Origin of the sequence: Armatimonas rosea, from assembly GCF_014202505.1 — a bacterium.
In the GTDB taxonomy this organism is placed as follows: Bacteria; Armatimonadota; Armatimonadia; order Armatimonadales; family Armatimonadaceae; genus Armatimonas; species Armatimonas rosea.
Genome location: NZ_JACHGW010000004.1, coordinates 565459 through 586682 on the forward strand (window position 1 = coordinate 565459; position 21224 = coordinate 586682).

The 21224-nt window shown below is 62.4% G+C and carries 21 protein-coding genes; 12 read left to right on the forward strand and 9 right to left on the reverse strand.

Features of this window, described 5'->3' with window-relative positions:
* The first annotated feature begins 89 nt into the window (after positions 1–89).
* From HNQ39_RS22120 to HNQ39_RS22135, 4 genes are all read left to right on the forward strand, one after another.
* Positions 90–902, forward strand: coding sequence for a hypothetical protein (locus HNQ39_RS22120; RefSeq protein ID WP_184202073.1), 813 nt, complete (start codon positions 90–92; stop codon positions 900–902).
* A 63-nt stretch (positions 903–965) separates the two neighbouring features.
* Positions 966–1511: an RNA polymerase sigma factor gene (locus tag HNQ39_RS22125; RefSeq protein WP_184202077.1), complete on the forward strand. Its 546-nt coding sequence runs from the start codon at positions 966–968 to the stop codon at positions 1509–1511.
* A complete protein-coding gene (locus HNQ39_RS22130) occupies positions 1508–2320 on the forward strand; it encodes a hypothetical protein (protein ID WP_184202080.1) in 813 nt (270 codons plus the stop codon). The genes HNQ39_RS22125 and HNQ39_RS22130 overlap by 4 nt, the downstream gene beginning before the upstream one ends.
* 4 nt (positions 2321–2324) lie before the next feature.
* On the forward strand, positions 2325–3146 hold the full coding sequence (locus HNQ39_RS22135) for a phytanoyl-CoA dioxygenase family protein (protein WP_184202083.1): 822 nt from the start codon (positions 2325–2327) through the stop codon (positions 3144–3146).
* 173 nt (positions 3147–3319) lie between these two features.
* Here HNQ39_RS22135 and HNQ39_RS22140 read toward each other — a convergent pair whose 3' ends face one another.
* Positions 3320–4714, reverse strand: coding sequence for a DUF1501 domain-containing protein (locus HNQ39_RS22140; protein WP_184202086.1), 1395 nt, complete (start codon positions 4712–4714; stop codon positions 3320–3322).
* Positions 4715–4935: 221 nt separating this feature from the next.
* Here HNQ39_RS22140 and HNQ39_RS22145 point away from each other — a divergent pair, with 221 nt between their 5' ends.
* The 4 genes from HNQ39_RS22145 (at position 4936) to ybeY (ending at position 9765) form a co-directional block, all read left to right on the forward strand.
* Positions 4936–6738 carry a DUF1549 and DUF1553 domain-containing protein gene (locus tag HNQ39_RS22145; RefSeq protein ID WP_184202089.1) on the forward strand — a complete coding sequence of 601 codons (1803 nt, stop codon included), beginning with the start codon at positions 4936–4938 and terminating at the stop codon, positions 6736–6738.
* An 89-nt stretch (positions 6739–6827) separates the two neighbouring features.
* On the forward strand, positions 6828–7019 hold the full coding sequence (gene rpsU / locus HNQ39_RS22150) for a 30S ribosomal protein S21 (RefSeq protein WP_184202092.1): 192 nt from the start codon (positions 6828–6830) through the stop codon (positions 7017–7019).
* A gap of 93 nt (positions 7020–7112) precedes the next feature.
* On the forward strand, positions 7113–9404 hold the full coding sequence (locus HNQ39_RS22155; protein ID WP_184202095.1) for an HD family phosphohydrolase: 2292 nt from the start codon (positions 7113–7115) through the stop codon (positions 9402–9404).
* Positions 9301–9765 (forward strand): rRNA maturation RNase YbeY, encoded by a 465-nt coding sequence (gene ybeY / locus HNQ39_RS22160; RefSeq protein WP_184202098.1) that lies wholly within the window; start codon positions 9301–9303, stop codon positions 9763–9765. Before HNQ39_RS22155 ends, ybeY begins: the two co-directional genes overlap by 104 nt.
* A gap of 57 nt (positions 9766–9822) precedes the next feature.
* On the opposite strand, the gene HNQ39_RS22165 is transcribed toward ybeY, so the two are convergent.
* A complete protein-coding gene (locus tag HNQ39_RS22165; protein ID WP_184202101.1) occupies positions 9823–10656 on the reverse strand; it encodes a type II secretion system protein in 834 nt (277 codons plus the stop codon).
* A gap of 103 nt (positions 10657–10759) precedes the next feature.
* Positions 10760–11581: a DUF1559 family PulG-like putative transporter gene (locus HNQ39_RS22170; RefSeq protein WP_184202104.1), complete on the reverse strand. Its 822-nt coding sequence runs from the start codon at positions 11579–11581 to the stop codon at positions 10760–10762.
* 144 nt (positions 11582–11725) lie between these two features.
* Here HNQ39_RS22170 and HNQ39_RS22175 point away from each other — a divergent pair, with 144 nt between their 5' ends.
* Genes HNQ39_RS22175 through HNQ39_RS22185 form a run of 3 tightly spaced genes read left to right on the forward strand, consistent with a single transcriptional unit; the run spans position 11726 to position 14651 of the window.
* Complete coding sequence (locus HNQ39_RS22175) at positions 11726–12484, forward strand: DUF1559 family PulG-like putative transporter (protein WP_184202107.1); 759 nt, start codon at positions 11726–11728, stop codon at positions 12482–12484.
* Between the two features lie 9 nt (positions 12485–12493).
* A complete protein-coding gene (locus HNQ39_RS22180) occupies positions 12494–13915 on the forward strand; it encodes an amidohydrolase family protein (RefSeq protein ID WP_184202110.1) in 1422 nt (473 codons plus the stop codon).
* On the forward strand, positions 13887–14651 hold the full coding sequence (locus HNQ39_RS22185) for a CPBP family intramembrane glutamic endopeptidase (RefSeq protein WP_184202113.1): 765 nt from the start codon (positions 13887–13889) through the stop codon (positions 14649–14651). Before HNQ39_RS22180 ends, HNQ39_RS22185 begins: the two co-directional genes overlap by 29 nt.
* Here the strand turns inward: HNQ39_RS22185 and HNQ39_RS22190 are convergent.
* The 3 genes from HNQ39_RS22190 to HNQ39_RS30375 all read right to left on the reverse strand — a co-directional run bounded on the left by HNQ39_RS22190 (position 14602) and on the right by HNQ39_RS30375 (position 17100).
* Positions 14602–15522: a hypothetical protein gene (locus HNQ39_RS22190; RefSeq protein WP_184202116.1), complete on the reverse strand. Its 921-nt coding sequence runs from the start codon at positions 15520–15522 to the stop codon at positions 14602–14604. The genes HNQ39_RS22185 and HNQ39_RS22190 overlap by 50 nt on opposite strands.
* Positions 15523–15528: 6 nt before the next feature.
* Complete coding sequence (gene selD, locus HNQ39_RS22195) at positions 15529–16611, reverse strand: selenide, water dikinase SelD (protein WP_281380331.1); 1083 nt, start codon at positions 16609–16611, stop codon at positions 15529–15531.
* 123 nt (positions 16612–16734) lie between these two features.
* Positions 16735–17100 carry a competence type IV pilus major pilin ComGC gene (locus tag HNQ39_RS30375; RefSeq protein WP_184202119.1) on the reverse strand — a complete coding sequence of 122 codons (366 nt, stop codon included), beginning with the start codon at positions 17098–17100 and terminating at the stop codon, positions 16735–16737.
* A 243-nt stretch (positions 17101–17343) separates the two neighbouring features.
* Between HNQ39_RS30375 and HNQ39_RS22205 the strand changes: the two genes are divergently transcribed.
* Positions 17344–18234 (forward strand): Npun_F0296 family exosortase-dependent surface protein, encoded by an 891-nt coding sequence (locus HNQ39_RS22205; RefSeq protein ID WP_184202122.1) that lies wholly within the window; start codon positions 17344–17346, stop codon positions 18232–18234.
* A gap of 80 nt (positions 18235–18314) precedes the next feature.
* Here the strand turns inward: HNQ39_RS22205 and HNQ39_RS22210 are convergent, their stop codons facing one another.
* The 3 genes from HNQ39_RS22210 to HNQ39_RS22220 all read right to left on the reverse strand — a co-directional run bounded on the left by HNQ39_RS22210 (position 18315) and on the right by HNQ39_RS22220 (position 21211).
* On the reverse strand, positions 18315–18725 hold the full coding sequence (locus tag HNQ39_RS22210) for a hypothetical protein (protein ID WP_184202125.1): 411 nt from the start codon (positions 18723–18725) through the stop codon (positions 18315–18317).
* Between the two features lie 323 nt (positions 18726–19048).
* Positions 19049–20815 (reverse strand): carbohydrate ABC transporter permease, encoded by a 1767-nt coding sequence (locus HNQ39_RS22215; protein ID WP_184202128.1) that lies wholly within the window; start codon positions 20813–20815, stop codon positions 19049–19051.
* Positions 20816–21211: a hypothetical protein gene (locus tag HNQ39_RS22220; protein ID WP_184202130.1), complete on the reverse strand. Its 396-nt coding sequence runs from the start codon at positions 21209–21211 to the stop codon at positions 20816–20818.
* Positions 21212–21224: the final 13 nt, after the last annotated feature.

Below are 21224 nucleotides of genomic sequence, written 5' to 3' on the forward strand. Positions count from 1 at the left end.
TCCACACGAAGGAGTTGCCTGCTCCTCTGTCGAACTCTTGCGTACCTCTCAGAAACCAAGTTTGTCCGAGCAGAAAGAGCAGGTGGCCCATGCCGTCCTTCGTTGTCCTTCTTATCTTCCTCTATGTCGTCCTGCCGCTGGTGATCCTCTTGACTCAGAAGGCCAAGATCCACCCCGAGATCAAGGCGATCCCCCCCGAGACCCTCCCCCGTGAGTGGCAAGGCTTTTTAGACCACCACCTTCAAGAGCTCCGCGCCCTCGGCTTTCTCGAGTCCAGCTACCTCCAGATCGCCGCGCCGCTCCCCGGTGCCACCGCGACCACGGTGATGATGGTCAACCGCCACACGGGGGACAAGGCGATGGTCAATGTGCTCTTCAGCAAGTCCGGGGGCTCGACTATCAAGACCCTCTATCTGGAGTTCAACACGCGCCTCGCCGATGGGCGCTGCTTCAATACCCACAACTCCAAGCAGCTCGGGAGCTTCGTCCTTCCCGCCACCGATACCAACACCTACCTGCCGTCGGTGAAGAGCCCCCACGAGCTCTACCAGGCCCACCGCATGGTCCTCCGGGAGAGCGATGCTCAGGGCGAGCGCGTGCTCTATCCCCCCGGAACCGCGGCGGCGTACCTCGCCGAGGTCTGGACAAAGGGCTTCGACGAGCAAGTTGAGCTTGGGCAGTACCGGCGCAACGATAAAGCGGGCATCTTCCAGCTCACACTGCTCGGGGCCTACCGCATGACCTGGATGCTCCTCTGGCCCATCAGCACGATCCGCCTGCTCCTACGCTGGCTCAATGAGCAGAAAGTGCGTAGCCGGCTCCGCGCCTCGGAGCAAGAGCCGATTGCGAGCTTTTTTCCGCCGCAAGCCCAGCAGGTCCTCGCCGGACACTTCGAGCTGTAAAAAATTAAAGGCTCTCTTACCAACCAAATCGCCGTATCTTCCGACTACTAGGAGAGACCGACGATGTTGGATGTAAACACCAAGCAGCATACACAAGAGAATCCAGAGTGCGAACAAGGCGGATGTAGCCATAGACGCTTCAACCGCCTCTACGTGGAGCTTGCTCCCCGTGTTCTGGGCTATCTCCTACGCCGGATGCCCAGTCGTGCGGATGCGGAAGATGTGCTCCAGGAGACCTTTTTGGCCGCGTATGCGGGCAGGCAGCAGTACCGCGGCTCGGCACAACCGCTCGCTTGGCTCCTGGGAATTGCCCGCCGCCGCTGTGCAGACCGACTCCGACAGCCCGAATACCGAGGACTGGTTGAGCGCGACGAGCAAGACTCGCACGACCTCGCCCAGGCGGTCGCCAACGCCCTCACGCTTGAGGCCGCAGTCCAGGCTCTGCCACCAACACTTCAAGAAGCGCTGGAGCTTATTGTCCTCCAGCAGCTCACCTACAAGGAAGCCTCCGCGCTACTGGGCACCCCACAAGGGACGCTCAAGTGGCGCGTCCACGAAGCGACACGCCTCCTGCGCCTTCGTCTCACCACCTCGGAGAACCCAAAATGAGAGAACAAGATCACGCCCAGCTCACCCTACTCGCCACAGGAGGGCTCTCGTGGTGGCGGGCCGCCCGGCTACGCAAGCGTCTCACCCAAGACCCCGAACTCGCCCGCGTGTGGGAAAACACCCAGGCACTACATCATCAGCTTCGGCTCTCTGCCACGCCCAAATCGGTTCCTCCCCCACCGAGCTGGCCCCTAGAATCAGGCCGGCAAGGAGTACTGCCACAGCTCCTCAACCCAAGAGTTTTCCATGTGGGGCTCGTTGTCAGCCTCGTTTCCTGCCTCCTTGCCGGGTTTCTCTGGGAGCAACAAAAGCTCGCAAAGATGAGGCAACGGTACGCCTCCGTCGCTGCCCCTCGTGAGTCCCTTCTTTCGAAGAAGCGCAAAAAGATGAAGTATTCCCTCGAGTCTCCTGCCTTCTTACGAGAGAAAGTACTCAAGGATCCCTTTCTTCTGATTGAAGAGCACAACAACACATTAGGAGTTGCCTGGAAGCTCATTGGCCATGCACAAGTCACGGCGACCTATGCAGATGGGACTACCTCTCGTCGTGTCAGTCGCCTACCCAATAGTCCTCAGCAGTGGAGGGTCCTCATGAGTAGCTACCCCAACTTCCCCAGCCGTGGTGATCTGCCACCGACATTGCTCTGGAGCAAGGGCTGGGTCGCACGCGAGTGGGATAGCACCGAGGGGCCGGTTCGCGGCAAGGGGCTCCTCCAGGATATTGGACAGTTCGCTGGCTTTGGTATCCACCGCGTTGTGGATAAAAACGGCGAGGTTCTCGTCACGCTTGAGGTAAAACCGGTAAAATAGCCGCATGACACCCAATCTTCTCACGGCGGAGCAGAAGGCGCAGTTTGATCGGGATGGCTTTCTGGTCCTGCGGGACTTGATCGACCCGGAGCTCGTGGCACGGCTGGTCGCGGCGGCGGACCGGCTCTCGGCGGAGGGTATCGCGGCCCAGGGGCTCTCGGAGCGCAAGCACTGGCAAAAGCGCGGCTGCCTCCCCGACGATCCCGCGTTTCTGGAGCTGATCGACCACCCGCAGGTCCTGCCGCTGGTCGCCGGAATCCTCGGCTGGGACATTCACTTGATGACCAGCCATCTGATCGTCCGCCCGCCTACCCCTGGCGCCGACGAGCACTTCAAGGGCGAGGGCTGGCACCGCGACGGTGGCCAGTCGAGCTGGGAGATGACCGAGCCCCACCCGCGCATCTTGCTCAAGATCGCCTTCTTCCTCTCGGATCAGAGCGAGCCGGGGCGGGGCAACACCCAGGTCGTGCCAGGGAGCAACCGCCTGACCGGCCCCCTAGCCAAAGACCCCAGCGCACCCCATCCCTACGGTGCCATCGAGATCTGTGGCAAGCCCGGCGATGCCTTTCTCTTCGAGCAGCGCACCTACCACGCGGTCGGCCCCAACTACTCGGACATCACCCGCAAGACCCTCTTTATCGGCTACGGCTTCCGCTGGGTCTTCCCGATGGACTTCTCACCGCAGTACGACTACCGCGAGCTCTACGAGAAAGCCAACCCCATCCAGCGCCAGCTCATGGGCGACATCAAGACCATCACGGGGGTGCACCTCCCCACCGATGCAGATGTCCCCCTCCGCGCCAAGTGGCGCGAGTGGTACGGGTAGGACCGGACAACGCAAGAACCCGAGGAACGTAGTAGCCCGAGGAACAAGTCCTCGGGCTTAAAAGGGCTACGGGCACCTTCGTGCCCAGTGGATTTGGTTTGGCTACGAAGGCCGGGTACCCGCTTGCGGGTGGATCGCCCTCTTAAGCCCGGACCTCGTTGTCCAGGCTCTCATTACGCCAGCAGCTCTTTAACGACGCTCGCCGTTCCCGCGACGCCCGTAAGGCGCTCGGGGCGGCCGGCGCGCTCGAAGTAGAGCTTCTCGTGATCGAGGCCCAGGATATGTAGGATCGTCGCGTGGAGGTCCTTAAAGGTCATCGGCTTCTCGGTCGCCATCAGCCCGAGCTCATCGGTGGCCCCGTAGCGCTGGGGCTTGACCGCCCCGCCGCCCAGCCAGATCGTGAAGCCCGCCGCGTTGTGCTGGCGCCCGTCGTTGCCCTGCATCATCGGTGTGCGGCCAAACTCGCTCGCCCAGACAACCAGGGTCTCGTCCCAGAGGCCGCGTTGTTTTAGATCGGTCAGGAGCGCCGCCGTGGGCTGGTCGATCCAGCGGGCGCGGGGCGTGTGGTTCTTGGAGAGCTCCCCGTGGGCATCCCAGCCGTCTTTATCCGGCATGTCGTAGACCTCGACAAAGCGCACGCCACGCTCCACCAAGCGCCGGGCAAGGAGCAGCTTGCGGGCATAGGCGACCGTCCGTGGGTCCTTGTGCTCAAAGCCATAGGCACGGCGCAGGTGCGTGGGCTCTTTTTCGATATCCCCCACCTCCAGCGCTGCGCTCTGCATCCGGTACGCCAGCTCATAGCTCGCGATCCGGGCATCCAGCTCAAGTGTCTCTTTTCGTCCCTGCCGATGCCTCTGGTTCATGGACTTCAGAAACGCAAATGTGTCGGCCTGGCTCGCGGCAAACGCTTGGGGCGGGGTGAGGTCCAGCACCGGCAAGCCCTGGTCGCGGAGCTTGGTGGACTGAAACGCGGGAGGGAGAAAGCCGTTCTGGTAGTTGGCCGCGCCGCCCAGCGGACCGGCATCGAAGAGCACGACATAGCCGGGCAGGCTCTGGTTCTCCGTGCCGAGGCCGTAGGTGATCCAGCTCCCTAGGCTCGCCTTGCCTGCGTTGAGGTCGCCCGTGTGAAAGAGATAGCTCGACGGCGCGTGGTTGTTGGACTCGGACTGGAGCGAATGGACAAAGCAGAGGTCGTCCACGTGCTTGCCCAGCTCGGGGAAGAGCTCACTCACCCACATCCCGTTCGAGCCTTGCTGCGTGAACTTGTACGGCGAGGCCATGAGCTCGTCCTTGCACCCCTCAAAGACATTGGCGTGGCGGGTCGCCTTGAGGGCATCGCGGAAGCTCTTGGGCACGGGCTTTTTATGGAGCTGCTGGAGGGTCGGCTTGTAGTCAAACGTGTCCATCTGCCCGGGGCCTCCGACTTGGTAGAGGACAATGACGTTCTTCGCGCGGGCCTTGAAGTGGGGCTTGCGCGGCGCGAGCGGCCGAATCGGGTCAATTGTCACCGCAGGCGGTCGTGCCTGCGCCTGCAGCAGTGCGAGGGCTAGCTCACCAAAGAGACTCATGAAGGTATTGTACCTGTGGATCGCCCCCTGTGGATCGCCCCCGTGGGAGGGGGGCGTCAACGAGCGCTTCGCGCTAGGAAGGCCTTCGGCCATACAAATCCCCATGCCCGGAACGGGCTTTGTAGCGCGAAGCGCTCTCCAGCCCCCCCGTTCTGATCGGGGGGAACGCGACGCTCTCCTGCCCCCATTCGAACCTGGAAGATCGAAGGTATAATACCCGCATGCGCCTCGCACCGTTGCTGTTGCTCACGCTTCTCAGTCTCATCCCCCGATCCACCGGGGCCCAAGAGCGTGTCGGCCCGGCGTGGAGCGATCGACGAAACCCGATTGTCGAGATTTTTGGCGGCAAGCGGCTGGACCTGTGGAGCCTGCGCCCGCTGAAGAAAGCCCCTCAAGGGAGCACCATCGACTCGCTCCTGGGGACCACGAGAGCTCCCCTTGCGGATAAGCGGACCCTGGCGCGACGGCTCCGCTTTGACCTGACCGGGCTCCCTCCCACGGCGGGAGAGGTGGCGACCTTTACCACCGCAGAGACCTTTGCCAGCGGTCTTCTAGAGCAACACAGCTACGGCGAGCACCAAGCGCGGCTCTGGCTGGATGTGGTGCGCTATTCCGACTCCAATGGCTTCGACTGGGACGAGTTCCGGCCACTTGCCTGGCGCTACCGGGACTATGTCGTGCGGAGCTTCAACGCCGACAAGCCCTATGATCGATTCCTCACCGAGCAGCTCGCCGGCGATGAGCTGGTGGCGGGCAGGCCCAAGACCGCCGCGGAACAAGACGCCCTGCTCGCGACCAGCTACCTGCGGCTCGGGCCGTGGGACAATAGCGCGGGGCTCTTTGGCGAGGCGAACCGGGTGCGCAACGCCCTCATGAACGACCTGGTCGAGACCACGGGCACGGCCTTTCTGGGGCTGACTCTGGCCTGTGCCCGCTGCCACAACCACAAGACCGAGCCTCTCGCCCAGACCGACTTCTACCGTTTCCGCGCGTTCTTCGAGGGCGTGACCTTCCGCGACGATCTCTCGCTGGCGCTGGCTCCCGACCAAGAGCCGCTCAAGGCACTCCTCGCCACCGATGGGGAGAGAGCGCCCGCGGCGACCCATGTGCTTGTCGGTGGGGACCTGAACCAGCCTAAAGAAGAAGTCTCGTATGGCTTTCCCAGTGTGCTTGATCCCAACCCCGTCTCGCTGGTGCGGCCAGCACGCCCAAAGTCCACGGGGCGGCGGCTCACGCTGGCACGGTGGATCGCAAGCCGGAACAACCCGCTGACGGCGCGCGTGCTGGTCAACCGCGTCTGGAAGCAGCTCTTTGGCGAGGGCCTCGTTGCGACACCAGGGGACTTTGGCTACGCGGGCGCGCGGCCTGCCAACCAAGCCGTCTTGGACTTTCTCGCGAGCTACTTTATCGAGAGCGGCTGGTCGGTCAAGAAGCTCCAGCGTCTTATTGTCGCCAGCCGCGCCTACAAGAGCGTCCATGCCCCGCGCCGGCTCTCCGCCGAGCAGCTCCGCGATGCCGTTCTCGCCACCAGCGGACAGCTGACCGAGCGCTTTGGCGGCCCGCCGATCTGGCCGCCCCTCCCCGATGAGGTCCTCAAGGCCAATCCTGCCTTCCTCGACGACAACAAAGAGAAAACGAAAGGGTGGTATCCGTCGCCGACGGAGCGTCAGGGGGTCCGGAGCCTCTACTTGGTGCAGAAGCGTACGGTCGCGGTTCCCTTGCTCGCCACCTTCGATCTCCCCGACAACGCCCTCTCCTGCTCCCGCCGCACGACCTCGACGGTCGCTCCGCAGGCCTTGACCCTCCTCAACAATCCCTTCCTCACCGAGGCAGCACTGGCGTTTGCGAGGCGGGTGGAGAAGCACCCGGAGCCGGACAAGGTTCAGGTCGCGTTTCGGCTCGCGCTCCAGCGCTCTCCCCACGCCGACGAGCGCCGTCTCTGTGAGGAGCTCTTAAAGAAACACGGGCTTTCTGCGCTCTGCCGGGCACTTCTTAACCTCAATGAGTTTGTCTACCTTGACTGAGAAGACGTTTGGAGATATAATTGCCCCCGGCACGGTGTGCGTCGCACATCCATTTGATTGATGATCATTTTGGGAGGGGGTGAAATATTATGGCACAGATTAATCTGAAACCGGGCGAGCCGCTCGAAGCTGCTCTTAAGCGCTTCAAGAAGGTCCTCCAGCAGGACGGCGTCCTCAAGGCTGCCCGCGCCCACGAGTTCTACGAGAAGCCCAGCGACCAGCGCCGGAAGGCTGAGGCAGCTCGCAAACGCAAGATTCGCCAGGCGAACGAAGAGAAGTAGTTTTAACCCCGAGCGTGCCGTGCACCGTGCCAAGTTGCCGACAACCGCTCTCCCCACTGTCTACCGAACTCCGAGATCGCCACGGGATCGCTTATGAAGATGCGCTGGCGTCTGCCCTTTGAGCTACAAATCCGCTCCACCTCCCCCCGCCCCCGTCGCCGCACCGAGCCGCGCCGAAAGGCTCCCCCTGCGCCGCGTGTCGCGCCCGTTCGGCTCCTTCTCGCTCTGGGCACCACCGCGATTCTTGCGCTTTTGCTCTGTATTCACCTCCTCCCCAACCGTGTCTCGGTCGCGCTAGGCTCTATTGCCAAGCAAGAGGTGACGGCACCGCGCACGGCACGCTACGAAGACACGGAGGCGACCCGGCGGCTACGCGACGAGGCGATGAATAGTGTCGAGAAGCGCTACCAGCTCATTCCCGATGCGCTTCAGAATATCCAGGAGTCGGTGAAGACGGTATTTGAGGCGATCGAGAACCCTATTCGGGATACCCCCGATGTCAACGATATCCGCCGCCAGTCCGGCCTTTCTGTAACCACGGCGACTGTCGAGGCGCTCAAGACCCAGCCCAAGGCGCTTCAGGAGAAGGCACAGGAGGTCGCCGGCCGGCTCGTGACGCGGACGATGGAGGGGTCCCTGCGCGATGACACCAACGATCTGCTGATCGCCCGCCGGAGCCTGGTGGCTGATCCGATCTTGCTCGACCTGCCCGAGAACCTGCGCGCGCCCGTTGCGGCGATCTGTAGCGAGGCCCTCACCAACAACAAGCACTACGATGCCCGCGCTACCCAGCAGGCCCGCGATGAAGCGGAGTCGTCGGTGCAGCGCCAGATGCGGCGGATCGCGGCGGGAGAGCAGGTCCTGCGCCCGGGCGAGCGGGTGACCCAGGCCCATCTCGATGCCCTCACGGCCCTGGGACTGCGCAATGCCTCGCTGGACACGACCGCCGTCTTGGTCATCGTGCTCATGGTGGGCCTGATTGTCGGCTTTGTGACCATCTACCTGCGGCTCTTTCACCCCGACCTCTACAACGACACGCCGCGCCTGTTTCTGCTCTCCATCTTGGCCATTGTCTCCGTGATGGGGATCAAGCTGGGCTCTAGCCTGCTCGGGCTCCCGTTCACGGGGATCAACCTCTCGTACCTGGGAATGATGTGTGTCGCCTCCGCCGGGATGGTGATCGGCCTGCTCTTGTCGCCGTCGGTGGCGACCCTGATCGTCGCGCTGCTAGCGGTGACATCGGGCGTGGTGCTCAACAACGAGCTCCGCTTCACGCTGTTTACTCTGGGCTCGTCGCTGGCCGGAATTGTCTCCGTCGCCTCGATGCGCAACCGCAGCGATGTCTTCCGCGCGGGGCTGGCGGTGTGCGGAGCCAATGCGATCCTGAGCCTGCTGGTCTCCCAGATCGAACACGATCTGCCGCGGGAGATGCTGGCGGGTGCGCTCATGGGAATCGGCTCGGGGCTGGTGGCGCTTGCGCTCTTCTATCTGGGGGTCTGGTGCCTGGAGCGCCCCTTTGGGATCACAACCCACCTGCGCCTGCTGGAGCTCTCCGACCCGGCAACCCCGATCCTCCAGGACTTCCGCCTCGCCGTGCCGGGCACCTACGCCCACTCGCTGATGGTGGGTAACCTCGCGCACGTGGCGGCGGAGGCGATCGGTGCCGATGCGATGCTCGTCCGTGTTGCCGCCTACTACCACGACCTAGGCAAGATGAACCGCCCGGAGTTCTTTATCGAGAACCAGGCCAACGCTGAGAATGTCCACGATAGCATCAGCCCGTCGCTCTCGGCGCTGGTGCTGGTCAACCATGTCAAGGACGGCCTCGAGATCGCGGAGCGGGTGGGGCTTCCTCCCAAGGTGCGGGAGGTGATCTCGCAGCACCATGGGACCACCCTGATGAAGTACTTCTACCACCAGGCGACCGGCGGTGTCCCCGACCCCACCCTGGAGTCCCAGTTCCGCTACCCCGGCCCCAAACCACAGAGCAAGGAGGCCGCGATTCTCATGCTCGCCGATGGGGTTGAGGCGGCATCGCGGGTGCTGAGCAAGCCCACCCCCCAGCGGGTCAATGAGTTCGTGGCGCGGATGATCGAGGACAAGCGGGTCGATGGGCAGCTCGACGAGTGTCCGCTGACCCTTCGGGACCTGAAGATGATCCAGGAGGTCTTCACCCGCACTCTCTGCGCGACCCTGCACGCCCGCATTGAGTACCCCAAAGACCCCAAAACCGCTCGCGAGCATAAAGAGCAGCGTGAGCAAAAAGAGCCAAAAGAGAGCCATGATCCTAGCGGAGATTCTCGTCCAGAACCAGCACCCGAACCCGACCCTGCCGTGGGAGCGGGCCGCCGCCGCCGCGCAAAGACTCCTCTCGGAATGCCTTAGTAGCCCCCCCCGTCCCACGGGGGAGCCTTTCGAGGTCAGTGTGGTGATCGTCACCGACGACGCCATCCACCAGCTCAACCGTCAGTGGCGCGGTAAAGACAAGCCCACCGATGTCCTCTCCTGGCCCCAGTCCGAGGCCGACGAGCCCCTGAGCGCCTACCTTGGGGATGTGGTGATCTCCCGCGACACCGCGGAGCGTCAAGCCACCGCCCGCGGCTGGGCACTGGAAGATGAGCTCGCGCTCTTGCTGGTCCACGGCATTCTCCACCTCCTCGGCCACGAAGACGATACCGAAGAGGGCTCGGAGCAGATGAAGGTTATCGAGCGAGAGATCCTCGGAAAACCCCTAGACCCACTCTAAAGACACAAAGCCCACGCGAAGGCTCGCGTGGGCTTTGTGTCTATTTTGAGAGAGACCCTAGTCTTCCTGGATGCTCCACTCCGAAGCCTTCGACGAGCCCCACTTCTTGTAGCCCGCGTGGCCGTCGCCAAACAGACAGACATAGCCACCAAAGTGCCGGTTGGAGACCTTAGACGCCGTGATATTGGGGTAACGGTCGGTGCGGATTTCCTGCTGGATTCCGCGAATCGAGTTGCCTTGGTCACAGACCGTGGTCCAGGCATCCATGATGTGGATCGTGTTGGAGGGCTGCGCCACCGCGGCCTCCGAGACAGAGAGTGTGGTGCCCGTGGTCACGAAACCACTCTTGTCCTGACCAGCAAAGCCGACCGTGGTCCAGTTGGTCGCGCTCGATGTTCCCAGGGGGATCAGGTTACGGCCGTAGGAGAGCTTGTTGACCTTGCCGTAGCCCTGCGTGCTGCCATCGCCCTGAGCAGCCGGGGTGAAGCGGGTATTGGCAGTGGTCACGCCACAGTAGTTTCCCGTGGTAGTGGTGCCATTGACCGTCAGGGTGACCCCCTTCACACTCGTCTCGCCATCGGGGCAGACAAAGATCCCCTCGTTCTTGACATAGGCATAGATCAAGGTCGGCCAGGAGAGCACCGCGCCTGCAGGCGGAGCCGGGGTGGCATCGTTGGGCCCAAGGGGGATCTGCGACGGCGGATAGGTCTCGTCGTAGTCCTGGACATACATCATCACGGCAGTGCCGATCTGGCGCATGTTGGAGAGACAAGCGGTCTGGCGGGCCTTGGCACGTGCCTGGGCGAAGACGGGAAAGAGGATGGCGGCAAGGATCGCGATAATGGCGATCACCACAAGCAGCTCGATGAGCGTGAATGCGCGGCGAGTCATAGGAATTATGTTAGCCTTTCTAGTGCTAAGACGGAGTATACCCAGAAAAGGGGCAGTGCCGCTTTCTGGCAGCCCCCCCCCTCCTGCATTGGGCGACAACCGATTAGTTACAGCCCTGCTTGTAGGGATCCCAGATCAAGAAGTCGGCAGCCTGGTTGGTAACATTTGCCACTTTATTGTAGGGAAGCGCCTTAGCGTGACCGTCGAGCCAGATGACATTCAGAACCCCGCTGTGTCGTGACTTCCCACGATCCATCGCCTGCTGATCGGTGGGGTTGGGAAGATCGGCAAACCCCCAGTAAGAGTTCCCAAGGTTCTTCCAGTAGTTCGGGTAGCTCGTCCCTGCGGTCACAAAGAGAGTCCCTGTCGGATCGGCTCGGAGAGCACAGGCATAGCGAGGCAGCGCGTTGTAGTAGCTGGCATCGACCATTGCAAGGGTATCCGCAGGTGCTTCAAAGGCAGCAAGGGCAAAGCCTGCGTTGGACTTGAAGACGTAGTTGTTCATGGCGTAGGAGTTCTGCCCTCCGTAGCTCTGGAATCCGCTGCCCGCGTTGCCCATCGCGCCGGCGGCATCGATATTCACCCAGGAGTTGGGCTTCGAGGGGCAGCGCCAGATCTGGTCATTTTTCGTGTAGGACTGTAGGATCTGGTTCGTAAAAGTAGCCGTCTTGGCGTTGGCTCCAACCCGCGTATCGGCAGCAAACGGGTTGGCATAGGCAAAACGGTACCCCGGGATCATCTCATCGTAGTCCTGGGAATACATCATCAGCGCGGTCCCGATCTGCTTCATGTTGGAGAGGCAGGAGGTCTGGCGGGCCTTCTCACGGGCCTGTGCAAAGACCGGGAAGAGAATGGCGGCAAGAATCGCGATAATGGCGATGACGACAAGAAGCTCGATTAAGGTAAAACCACGTTTTTGTTGCATGGAAAGAGTCCTTTGAAAGGGAGTGGTCGTAGAAGTAGAAATTGGTTTGTCGAGAACCAGAGGTTAAGACAGTCTACATCATATCAGGTGTTCCCTTAAAAATCACGGATCGGGAAAATTTATCGCAGATGGTACACTGGTTCCATGACGAAGCGTCGTGGTTTTACCCTCATTGAGCTACTTGTCGTCATCGCTATTATCGCGATTCTTGCCGCTATTCTCTTCCCCGTCTTTGCCCAGGCACGGGGTCAAGCGCGCAAGGCGACCTGCCAGAGCAACCTGCGCCAGATCGGGATGGCAGTGCAGATGTACGCCCAAGACTACGATGGCCTCTACCCGTACGCCAAAGATGCCTCCGATGCCTATGTCCCCCAGATCTGGGCGGGCTACCCTCAGTGCAAGGCCGTGATCGACGCGATGCCCTTCCTCCACGACTCGCCCATCCTCTCGACTCCCAACTGGTCCACCGGCTCGCTGACTCCCTACACCAAGAGCCGCCAGGTCTGGCGCTGCGCCGGAGACACGGGCTTTGACGTGCTGGACAACAACTTCAACTGCGGCGGCCCCTGCCCCCTCAATGCACGCCCCACGATGTACGAGCGCTACGGTGCCTCCTATCTCTTCCGCACCGAGATCGCCTTCCGAAAGCTCAATATCGACACCGCGACCGCGGTCACCGCAACCGGTCAGGAGGTCGGGCTGGCACAGCTCAACATCCTCTTCGATGGCAATGGCGGCTGGCACGCCAGCCCCCTGCGCTTCGACCCGCTGGGCTGGAACCCGAGTGGCCTGCGCTACACCACGCTCTTCGCCGATGGGCACGTCAAGTTCTTGACCTACGACGACTACCAAAAGGCCTGGAACATCCAGCTCGCTGCCCCTGGGTCGAACCCATGCCAGTGAGGGCCTCCCATGCCTGATCTCACCGACCTCCTGCGCAACGCCGAGGGTCCCGTGCGCCTCAAGGCACGCTGGGTGCTCCCCATCTCCGGGCCGCTCTTTGAGAACGGGGAGGTGGCGTTTGAGAACGGCATCCTGACCTACGTGGGTCGCGCCCGTCCGGACGCCGGCGCGCTTGACCTGGGGCTCGCCGCCATCCTGCCCGGCCTGGTCAATGTCCACGCCCACCTGGAGTACACGGTCCTGCGTGGCCTGCTGGAGGACATGCCCTTCTTCCCCTGGATTCGGGGCCTCACCGGCCTCAAGGCCTTTCTCACCCTCGACGACTGGGTAACATCGGCGACCCTGGGAGCAGCGGAGCTGGCGGCGGCGGGGATCACGACGGTTGGGGATGCCTGCGATGCGGGTGCCACCATCAATGCCCTCGTGAGCTCGGGGCTCCGCGGGACGGTCTTTCGGGAGGTCTTTGGGATCGAGAGCCAGCCACCCGTTAGCCAGACCCTCGATGTGCTCCGGCGCCAGCTGGCGCAGATGGGGAGCACGCTCTCCCGTAGCAACGCCGAGAGCCGTGTCCACCTTGGGGTCTCGCCCCATGCGCCCTACACGGTCCGCGCCGAGCTCTTCCAAGCCCTCGCCGATTTCTCGGATCAAAACGGCTACCTCCAGACCATTCACCTGGCCGAGTCGCCCGCCGAGGAGGCGCTCTTCCAGATCGGCGGCGGCCCCTTTAAGGAGATGTTCGACCGGCGCGGGATCGCCTGGCCAACCAAGGATATCTCGCCGATCGCCTACGCAAAACAAGCCGGTGCACTGGATGCGCGAACCCTGGCGGTGCACTGTGTCCATGCCAGCGACGATGACATCACGCTATTAGCAAACGCCGGGGCATCGGTGGCACACTGTCCTCGCTCCAATGGAAAGCTTGGGGCGGGGCTCGCACCGCTGAGGGCTCTCAAGGAGCGTGGCCTGGATATCGGCCTGGGCACCGACTCCATGGTCTCGGGCAACTCCGCCGACTTCTTCGAGGAGATGCGCGCCGCGGTCTACGGTGCCCGTGCCCGGGAGCAGGATACCCGCGCCCTGACGGCGAAAGAAGCGCTGTTCATGGCAACGTTGGGCGGGGCACGCGCCCTGCACCGGGAGCGGGAGGTTGGCTCTCTGGAGCTCGGAAAGCAGGCCGATCTCTGTGTCGTGCGGCTCGACGGGGTCCACCATGCGCCGGTCGGCGACGATAACCCGGAGGCGGCACTGGTCTACTCCGCGCGTGCCAGCGATGTCTGCCTGACCCTGGTGGCCGGCCAGGCGGTCTACGATCATGGGCGCTATCCCACGGTCGATGTGGCCCGCCTGCGCCAGAGTGTCCTCACCGCACGGCGGAAAGTTCGTTCAGAGGGAGAGAAGATTCTTGGCGAAGCGAAGCAGCAACGATACTAGTGGTGCCAGCACCGGCTCCCGGGGCGCCAGCGACGAGCTGGTGGGCTGGAGCACCCTGGCCTTTGGCATGGCGATCAGCACCCTGCTCCTCTGGAAAAACGGAGGCTGGCCGGTCTTTCGCTGCCCCACGCAGATGAATGTGGTGGAGTTCAATCTCTTCAATATCTGCATGCTCCTCGCCCCCCCCCTGACCTGGATTCTTGTGGTCCTACGCCGCGACCTCAGCGACTTTGGCCTCACCCCCGGCAATGCCCGCGGCGCGCTGATCCTCTCGCTGATTGTGGGGGTAGCCTACATTCCCGTGCTAGCGCTCTTCTCCGGCCAGCAAGCCTTCCAGAGCTACTACACCCGGGTCCTGATGGACGACCGCGTGCTCTATGGGGTCGGCTGGGTCAATGGCAAGCTCTCGGGCGGGCAGATCGACTACGGGCGGCTGGTCCAGCACGAGCTGATGATGCTGATGTACATGCTGGCCTGGGAGTGGTTCTTCCGCGGGTACCTGCTCTTTGGACTGCGCAAGATCATGCCCACCTGGGCCGCCGCGCTCGTGCAGGTCCTCCCCTTCTTCATCCTCCACCTGGGCAAGCCCCCCGCCGAGTTCTGGTCGTCGCTGGCCGGCGGTCTAATCCTCGCTCCGGTGGCGATCCGCTACAAATCGTTCTTGCCGTGTTTTCTAATGCACTACTTCATCTCCCTGGGCAACGATATCGCGGTGCTGTACTTCCATTTTCGCTGAGGCAGGCGGTTTGCGGGAGCAGGGTTTGTAGTCCTTCGATGAGATAGGCGATTGCCTGGTGGGGCGTGACGGGATTGAGGAGTGTATCAGGGCTGCTCCAGATCAGCTCCACACTGCCGTGATCGAGGACGACCACGGGTCTGTAGAGATAGTGGCCCTCGGGGTTCTGGGAGACATGGAGCCAGAAGGCGATGTGGCCGGCTGGGACAGCACCAGAGATGTGAACGTGTTCCCGTGGCTCCAGCCAGGCATCGAGGCCAAGCTCTGGGACCTGCACACGCCGACGGCGCAGCGTTCGATAGTGGATGGTCAGCTTCCAGCCGGCTTGGTGCCGGCTCTGCTCACGGGAAAACCACTTCCCCACCCGTACCGGCTCGTCAATGCGGGTTGGCTGTGCGGGACGCGTGGTGTGGTAGCTGAGTAACCAGCCAGCACTGGGCGTGCAACGCTGAGCAAACCACTCGCGACAGGCTTTTTTGGTAGGGGCCACACAGTTGAATGTCTGCTCGTCTTCGTCCAGCCAGACCAGACGATCCGGGAGACGCTCAAGCCTTCGGTAGAGCTGCCAGCCTCGTCGGGTGAAGTCTAGGTCACCCCTCTCTGCAAGGTCCTCCCGTGGCGGTGTGAGCCAGCCCGCGGAGCGCCAGCGCTCTAGCCGCACCGCCCGAGGCGTGCGCACGATCTTGAGCCAGCCCTCGGCTAGCATCTCGGCCAGCACGGCGTGGTAGGTCTCGGCTGTCTCAATCTTGCGCTCGGGACGAGAGCGGCGTGTGAAGCCAAGCTCTTCGACCAGGTCCTGCGCCATCGCCTCCAGAGGATTGTAGAGCCGGTAGCACAGACAGGTCAGGGCGTCTTTTTTCAGCGGGCTCATGGACGGCTAGGTGACAAGAATCTGGGGCTCGCCAGCCTCGACTCGCCCGATCACGGCACGGGTGACAACTCCGTGGCGCTCCAGGGCGGCCAGCAGGGCGACAAGCTTCCCCGAGGCGACCGCGATACAGAGCCCCCCCGAGGTCTGGGGATCGAAGAAGACCTCCCGCTGATCGTCGGGGACCGATGGGTCGAAGGTGACAAGCTCGGCGAGGTACTCCGCGTTGCTCGCGCCCCCTCCCGTGGTGAAGCCCGCGCGGGCGAGCTCAACGGCACGAGGGAGGAGCGGGATGGCATCGTTTTCCAGGTGCAGGCGCACCCCACTCTGCCGCGCGATATGCGAGAGATGCCCCAGCAAGCCAAACCCCGTGATATCGGTCGCCGCGGAGACCGCTCCTTCACGCACTCCCCCACTCGTGGGGGCTGGGGGGCAGATCCCCACCTCGCGCATCGCGGCGGCGGCGGCGGCGTTGAGGGTCGCCATGCTCTCCACGGCTAGCTGCAGGGTGTGGTCATCGAGCTTGTCGAACTTGGCCGCGGTCATTAGAATTCCCGTGCCGAGTGGCTTGGTAAGAACCAGGACATCACCGGGGCGCGCTCCGGCATTGGTTGTCACGCGCTCCGGGTGGACGGTCCCCGTGACCGAGAGTCCGAACTTGGGCTCAGGGTCATCCACACTATGGCCCCCCGCCAGGTGCACCCCCGCCAGACGAAGCTGATCGCCCCCCCCGCGCAGGATCTCCGCGAGCACATCGCCGGGGAGCTCCTTGATGGGGAAGCAGAGGATATTCATCGCGGTCAGGGGAATTCCCCCCATCGCATAGACATCCGAGAGCGCGTTGGCGGCGGCGATCCTCCCGAAGTCGTAGGGGTCATTCACGATGGGCGTGAAGAAGTCCAGGGTCTGGATCAGGGCCAGCTCGGGGCTCAGCCGAATCACCCCGGCATCGTCCGACGTGTCGAGGCCCACGAGGAGGTCGGGGTGCTTCTCGTGGGGGAGTCCTGCCAAGATTGTCTTCAGGGCCGACGGCCCGATCTTGCTCGCTCAGCCAGCGCAGCGCACCCTTGCAGTCAGACGCTGCGCAGCCAGGGTGCGCTTATTGGGTTCCTCGGGGGTAGTTGTCACAACTTAGATTGTACCCGGGAGCCGCGCTGTAAAAAGTAAGAGCCCCCCAGACTGCTCCGGGGGGCTCTCTCAGGACGTGGTCGGGGCCTACGGCAGGACGTGAGCAACGGCAGCGGCCGTGCCGATGGAGCAGACTGGGTCGGTGCCCAGGTTGCCGACCGTGTAGGTGCCGCTCGATGCACAGGTGGGAGTACCGCCCTTGATGTAGGTGGTGGTACCCGCGCCACAGAGGGCGGACAGAGCGGGCATGGTGGAGCCCTGTGCCAGCTTGTAGTCCATGGCGTACTGCTCCTTGGCGGAGTCGATCTGCTTCAGGTTGGCAACACAAGCACGAGCGCGAGCGGACTCACGAGCACGGACAAAGTTTGGGACAGCGATCGCAACCAGGATACCGATGATCAGGACGACGATCATAATTTCTACAAGCGTAAACGCACGGCGAAGAGATTTCATTCGAGTTAAAGGGCCTTTCGATATCAGGAGAATCTTCTCCCAATTCACACCCCAAATAGCGGAAGAAACCCAGATTATCCTTAGAGGTTATTTACGAAAAATCCGCCAAACGCAGGAAACAGGTAATCCCACCTGGTTAAATCTCTCCCGCCCACGAGACCTAAAGAAAGGTTTTTCCATCGCCAAAATACTTCGCAGTAATCCTCACTATTCAAAACGAAAGTATCCCTTCGAGATCACTACATGCCATCTAGACCATCACACATCCGCGCCCCTCGCTACGTCGGGGCTCTGTTCGCCGCCACCTCTCTTCTTCTCACCGCATCGGCCGACGCCCAAGTCAGTATTTACCTCTCTGCTCCTGGTGCCACCAGCTCCGGCTTTTCCAACACCGATGTCGAGACCTTCGAGTCCCTCACAACCGGGATCAAGACCTCGGACTTCCTCTCCCCCAACTTTGGGACCGCTACCGGGGTTACCGGGACCTACCAGGGAAGTGTCGCTCATCCGTACGCAATTGGCCCAGCAAGCGACCCCTGGAGCGTCGGGAGCAACTACTTCGCGGTCGGTGCCCAGTCAGGCAGCACCGCCACCGCCACCCTTCAGCTCTCGTCGTCGGTCGGCTACTTTGGATTTTCCTGGAACGCGGGGGATAACAACAACCGCATGGCGTTCTATAAGCAGGGTGCTGTCCTCGCCATCTTCTCATCGGCCAATATTCAGACCCTTCTGGCAAACCCCACCGTCACCGCCATCGATGGGACGGTCTACAACTCCTCAAGCTACCGGGGCCAGCCAGGAAATACGACCGTCAACGCCGGGGAGAACTACGCCTTTGTTCACTTTCTGATCGCCGGTGGCGCGGACCGTATTGACTTCTGGAACACCGGCGGCTCGGGGTTTGAGTCCGACAATCACACCCTGCGGACCACGGCCCCCACGGTCGCGGGAAGCTCACTGGTCTTTGTGACCACCACCAGCGCCCCCGAGCCCTCCACCCTTGGGCTCCTTGCTCTGGGTGCGGTCATCGCCAGTGTCTTGGCGCTCTACCGAAAAGATGCGCTCGCGTCCCAGCGTGTAAGCCAGACCAGCTTCGCGGTGATACACTCTAAGAACTCAGTAGACGGTAGCTAACGATCTGTAGAAACAGACAGCTGAACACCGAGCCCCGAGAGGTAGAGCCAAGCCGCAACACCTCTCGGGGCTTTTTGTTGTCAGTAGGCCACAGAGTAGTTTTCCTGGAGCAGGGCGACCACCTCGATGAGTGTGCTCAGTCGCTGCGGAGCGGCGCGCTTGCCGGTAAAGGTCTCCCGTGGCCCCCGGAGTACGTGCTGCCGGTCTACCACTGCGCTCGTCGGCTGTGTCAGCGCCTGTGCGACAAGCGGGCGCTCATCGCGATCGACCTTCTCGCTCAGACTCAGCAGGGCCAAGCGGATCGCAACTTCCTCGTCGAGAACGCCCTTGCTGACTCCGGTCGCCATGACCTCAAAGGGGCGACGCCCCGGTTCGATGAGGCAGGCTATCGCACACCACTCACGGAGACGAGCGCTCTGGGTACAAGCGACTCGCACCTCCACTCTCTTCACACCAAGCAAAACGGGAATAGATTCTTGAATGCTAGACACGAACCATAGTATAGGAACATAGAGATTTTCTCTTTACAATCGTGGAGCCAGAAGGCGGTTTGGACCGAGGCACCACACACCACGTTGCTCTCTCGCCGATGCGCCTTCCCCTCGAAACACAAAAAAAGCCCCGGAGCACCAGGCACTCCGGGGTGTAGATAACGCATAACTCACGGCTTCGACTCGGCTCCCTCGTGAAAAGCAAAGTCCCACCATCTTAACCACTAAAAGAATCAGCAAGAAGAGACCTTGACCTTATGCTTCTTAAGTGATTCTTAAGTACTAAATTCGCAATATACGATCCTGCCCCGCCTGTGCGGTTGCTACTTAAACGAGGGCAGGACAATTCCACGCAGGATCACTTTCTGCGCGGCCAGGAAGACCAGCAGCGTGGGCAGTGCCGCCAGGGTGAGTGCCGCAAAGATCACGTACTGCGGTGCGCTGGACTGCAGGTTGTAGAGCGCGACCATGATGGTCCACATCTTCGGGTCCTGACAGACCACGAGGGCGAAGAGAAAGGCACCGTAGGCCCCGGTGAAGGCATTGAGCGCGATCACCGAGAAGATCGGCAGCGACAGCGGGAGCGTGATCCGAGCAAACATCGCCAGCTCCGATGCCCCATCCAGAATCCCCGCTTCGTAGAGTTCCTTGGGCAGTGAGTCAAAGAACCCCTTGAGCAGAAAGATCGAGTAGCCACTGGCGAGCCCAGGGAGGATCAGTGCCCCGAAGGTGTTGAGGAGCCCCAGGCTCTTGAGCATCAGGAAGTTAGGGATCATCGCGACCTCGGCGGGGAAGGCCATGGTCGCGAGGAGAAAGAGCAAGACCTTGTAGGCGTAGGGCAGCGGGTAGCGCGAGAGCGCGTAGGCGCAGAGCGGGTTGACTAAGAGCGCCCCCAGGATCGAGAGCACACAGAAGACAACGGTATTGAGCAGGGTGCGCCCGCTCTGTCCCCCAGTCATGAGCTGCCGGTAGACATGGATAAAGTTGCGCCCCACAAAGTCCTGGCGCAGCTCGCTGCGGTGGGCCTTCACAAAGGCAAAGTCCGCGGCGGCCTGCGGGGGCTGGGCCGTGGTGTCACTACGGGTGGCGCGCCAGAGGTTCTCCGGTGCCTGCGCGACCAAGGCACTCACCGGCGCGTCGGTCTTGATGAACTCCATCCAGTCGGTGAGGGAGAGGCCATCGGCGGGCGGGGCGGTGGGCAGTGGGATCTGCGGGCGCTTGCGGCGCGCCAGAAACGCCTGCCAGGCGGGTGCGGCGCTGGCCTCGACCTTGAGCATGCGGAGCGGGAACTTGGTGCGCATGAACACCTCCCAGTCCGTGTAGCTTGCTCCCACGGGTGCGGTGGTGGGCAGGGTCAGCGCGGTCCAATCCGTAACCGACGTCTTCCAGGCGGCGTTGAGGTTCTCCAGCTTGCCTTCGTAGCGGTCCTCCTTGAGAAACTTACGCCAGAGAGAGTCGCCAAAGGTCGGGATCAGGTAGTTCTTAGGGAGGCTCTTGCGGAAGGCGAACCAGTCCTTGACCTTGGGACGCTCACTCTGGGGCATCCAGGCGCGGAGGTTGGGCTTCTCGATCGGCGCGGTGATGGTCTCGAAGCGGACATTCTCCTCACGCCACGCCTTGTTGAGCGCGTCGATATCGTTGCCGTACTTTTGCTTGAGCCAGTCTCGGAAGCGCATCAGGAGCGGTGCGGGCGCGTTCTCGTGCTCCCCGAAGCCGGCGCGCAGGAGGTGCTCGGGGAGGGACTGGGCGAAGCTCTCCCAGGCAGCGAGATCGGCGGGCTCCCCTGTGGGAACCGGGGCCTCAGCGACTTTTTTGTAGTCCGCGTGGTGGGCCGCGTTGAGCTCATCGACATTGTTGGCATAGCGGTCCTCCAGGTACTTGACATAGAGCGCCGCATCGTCGCGCCAGTACGCCGGGATCAGGCGTGCGGGGGCGTAGTCATTGAAGTCCGACTGGCTCTTGGTGGCCGTGGAGAGCATCAATAAAAACGGGTAGAGCGTGGTCACGGCCCCGAGGCTCAGCACCAGGTAGAGCACTGCCAGCCCCAGCCGCACCTTCCACGAGCGCCTCCCGATCCGTGAGATATGCATCTACTTGCGGCTTGCCAGGAACGCTTCCTCTTTGGCGGCCAGCTCCTCGGGGGTGATGCGCTTTGCCTCGCCCGGAGCCAGGTCCGCGACCGCCACGAGGATCGCGTAGTTGAGGGCGAACTTCTTCTCCGCGCCGGTTAGGCGGTTGCGGGCTTCCTCAGAGAGGCCATCGAGCCACTTGGCCTTCATGCTCTTCTCATTCTCTTCATGGCGCTTGCGGAGCTCGGTGGTCATGGTGTCTCGGTCCACTAGGATCGAGGCTTCATCGCCGTAGACCTTGAGGATCGTGCCACTGAGGCCCCCGTAGTGGGGGTAGTAGAGTCCGCTCTTGATATCGGCGGGGGTCTGCTCGCGCTTGGCGACAGTCACGGTGTCACCGGAAGAAATCTTGCTCATGCCGGTATTTTAC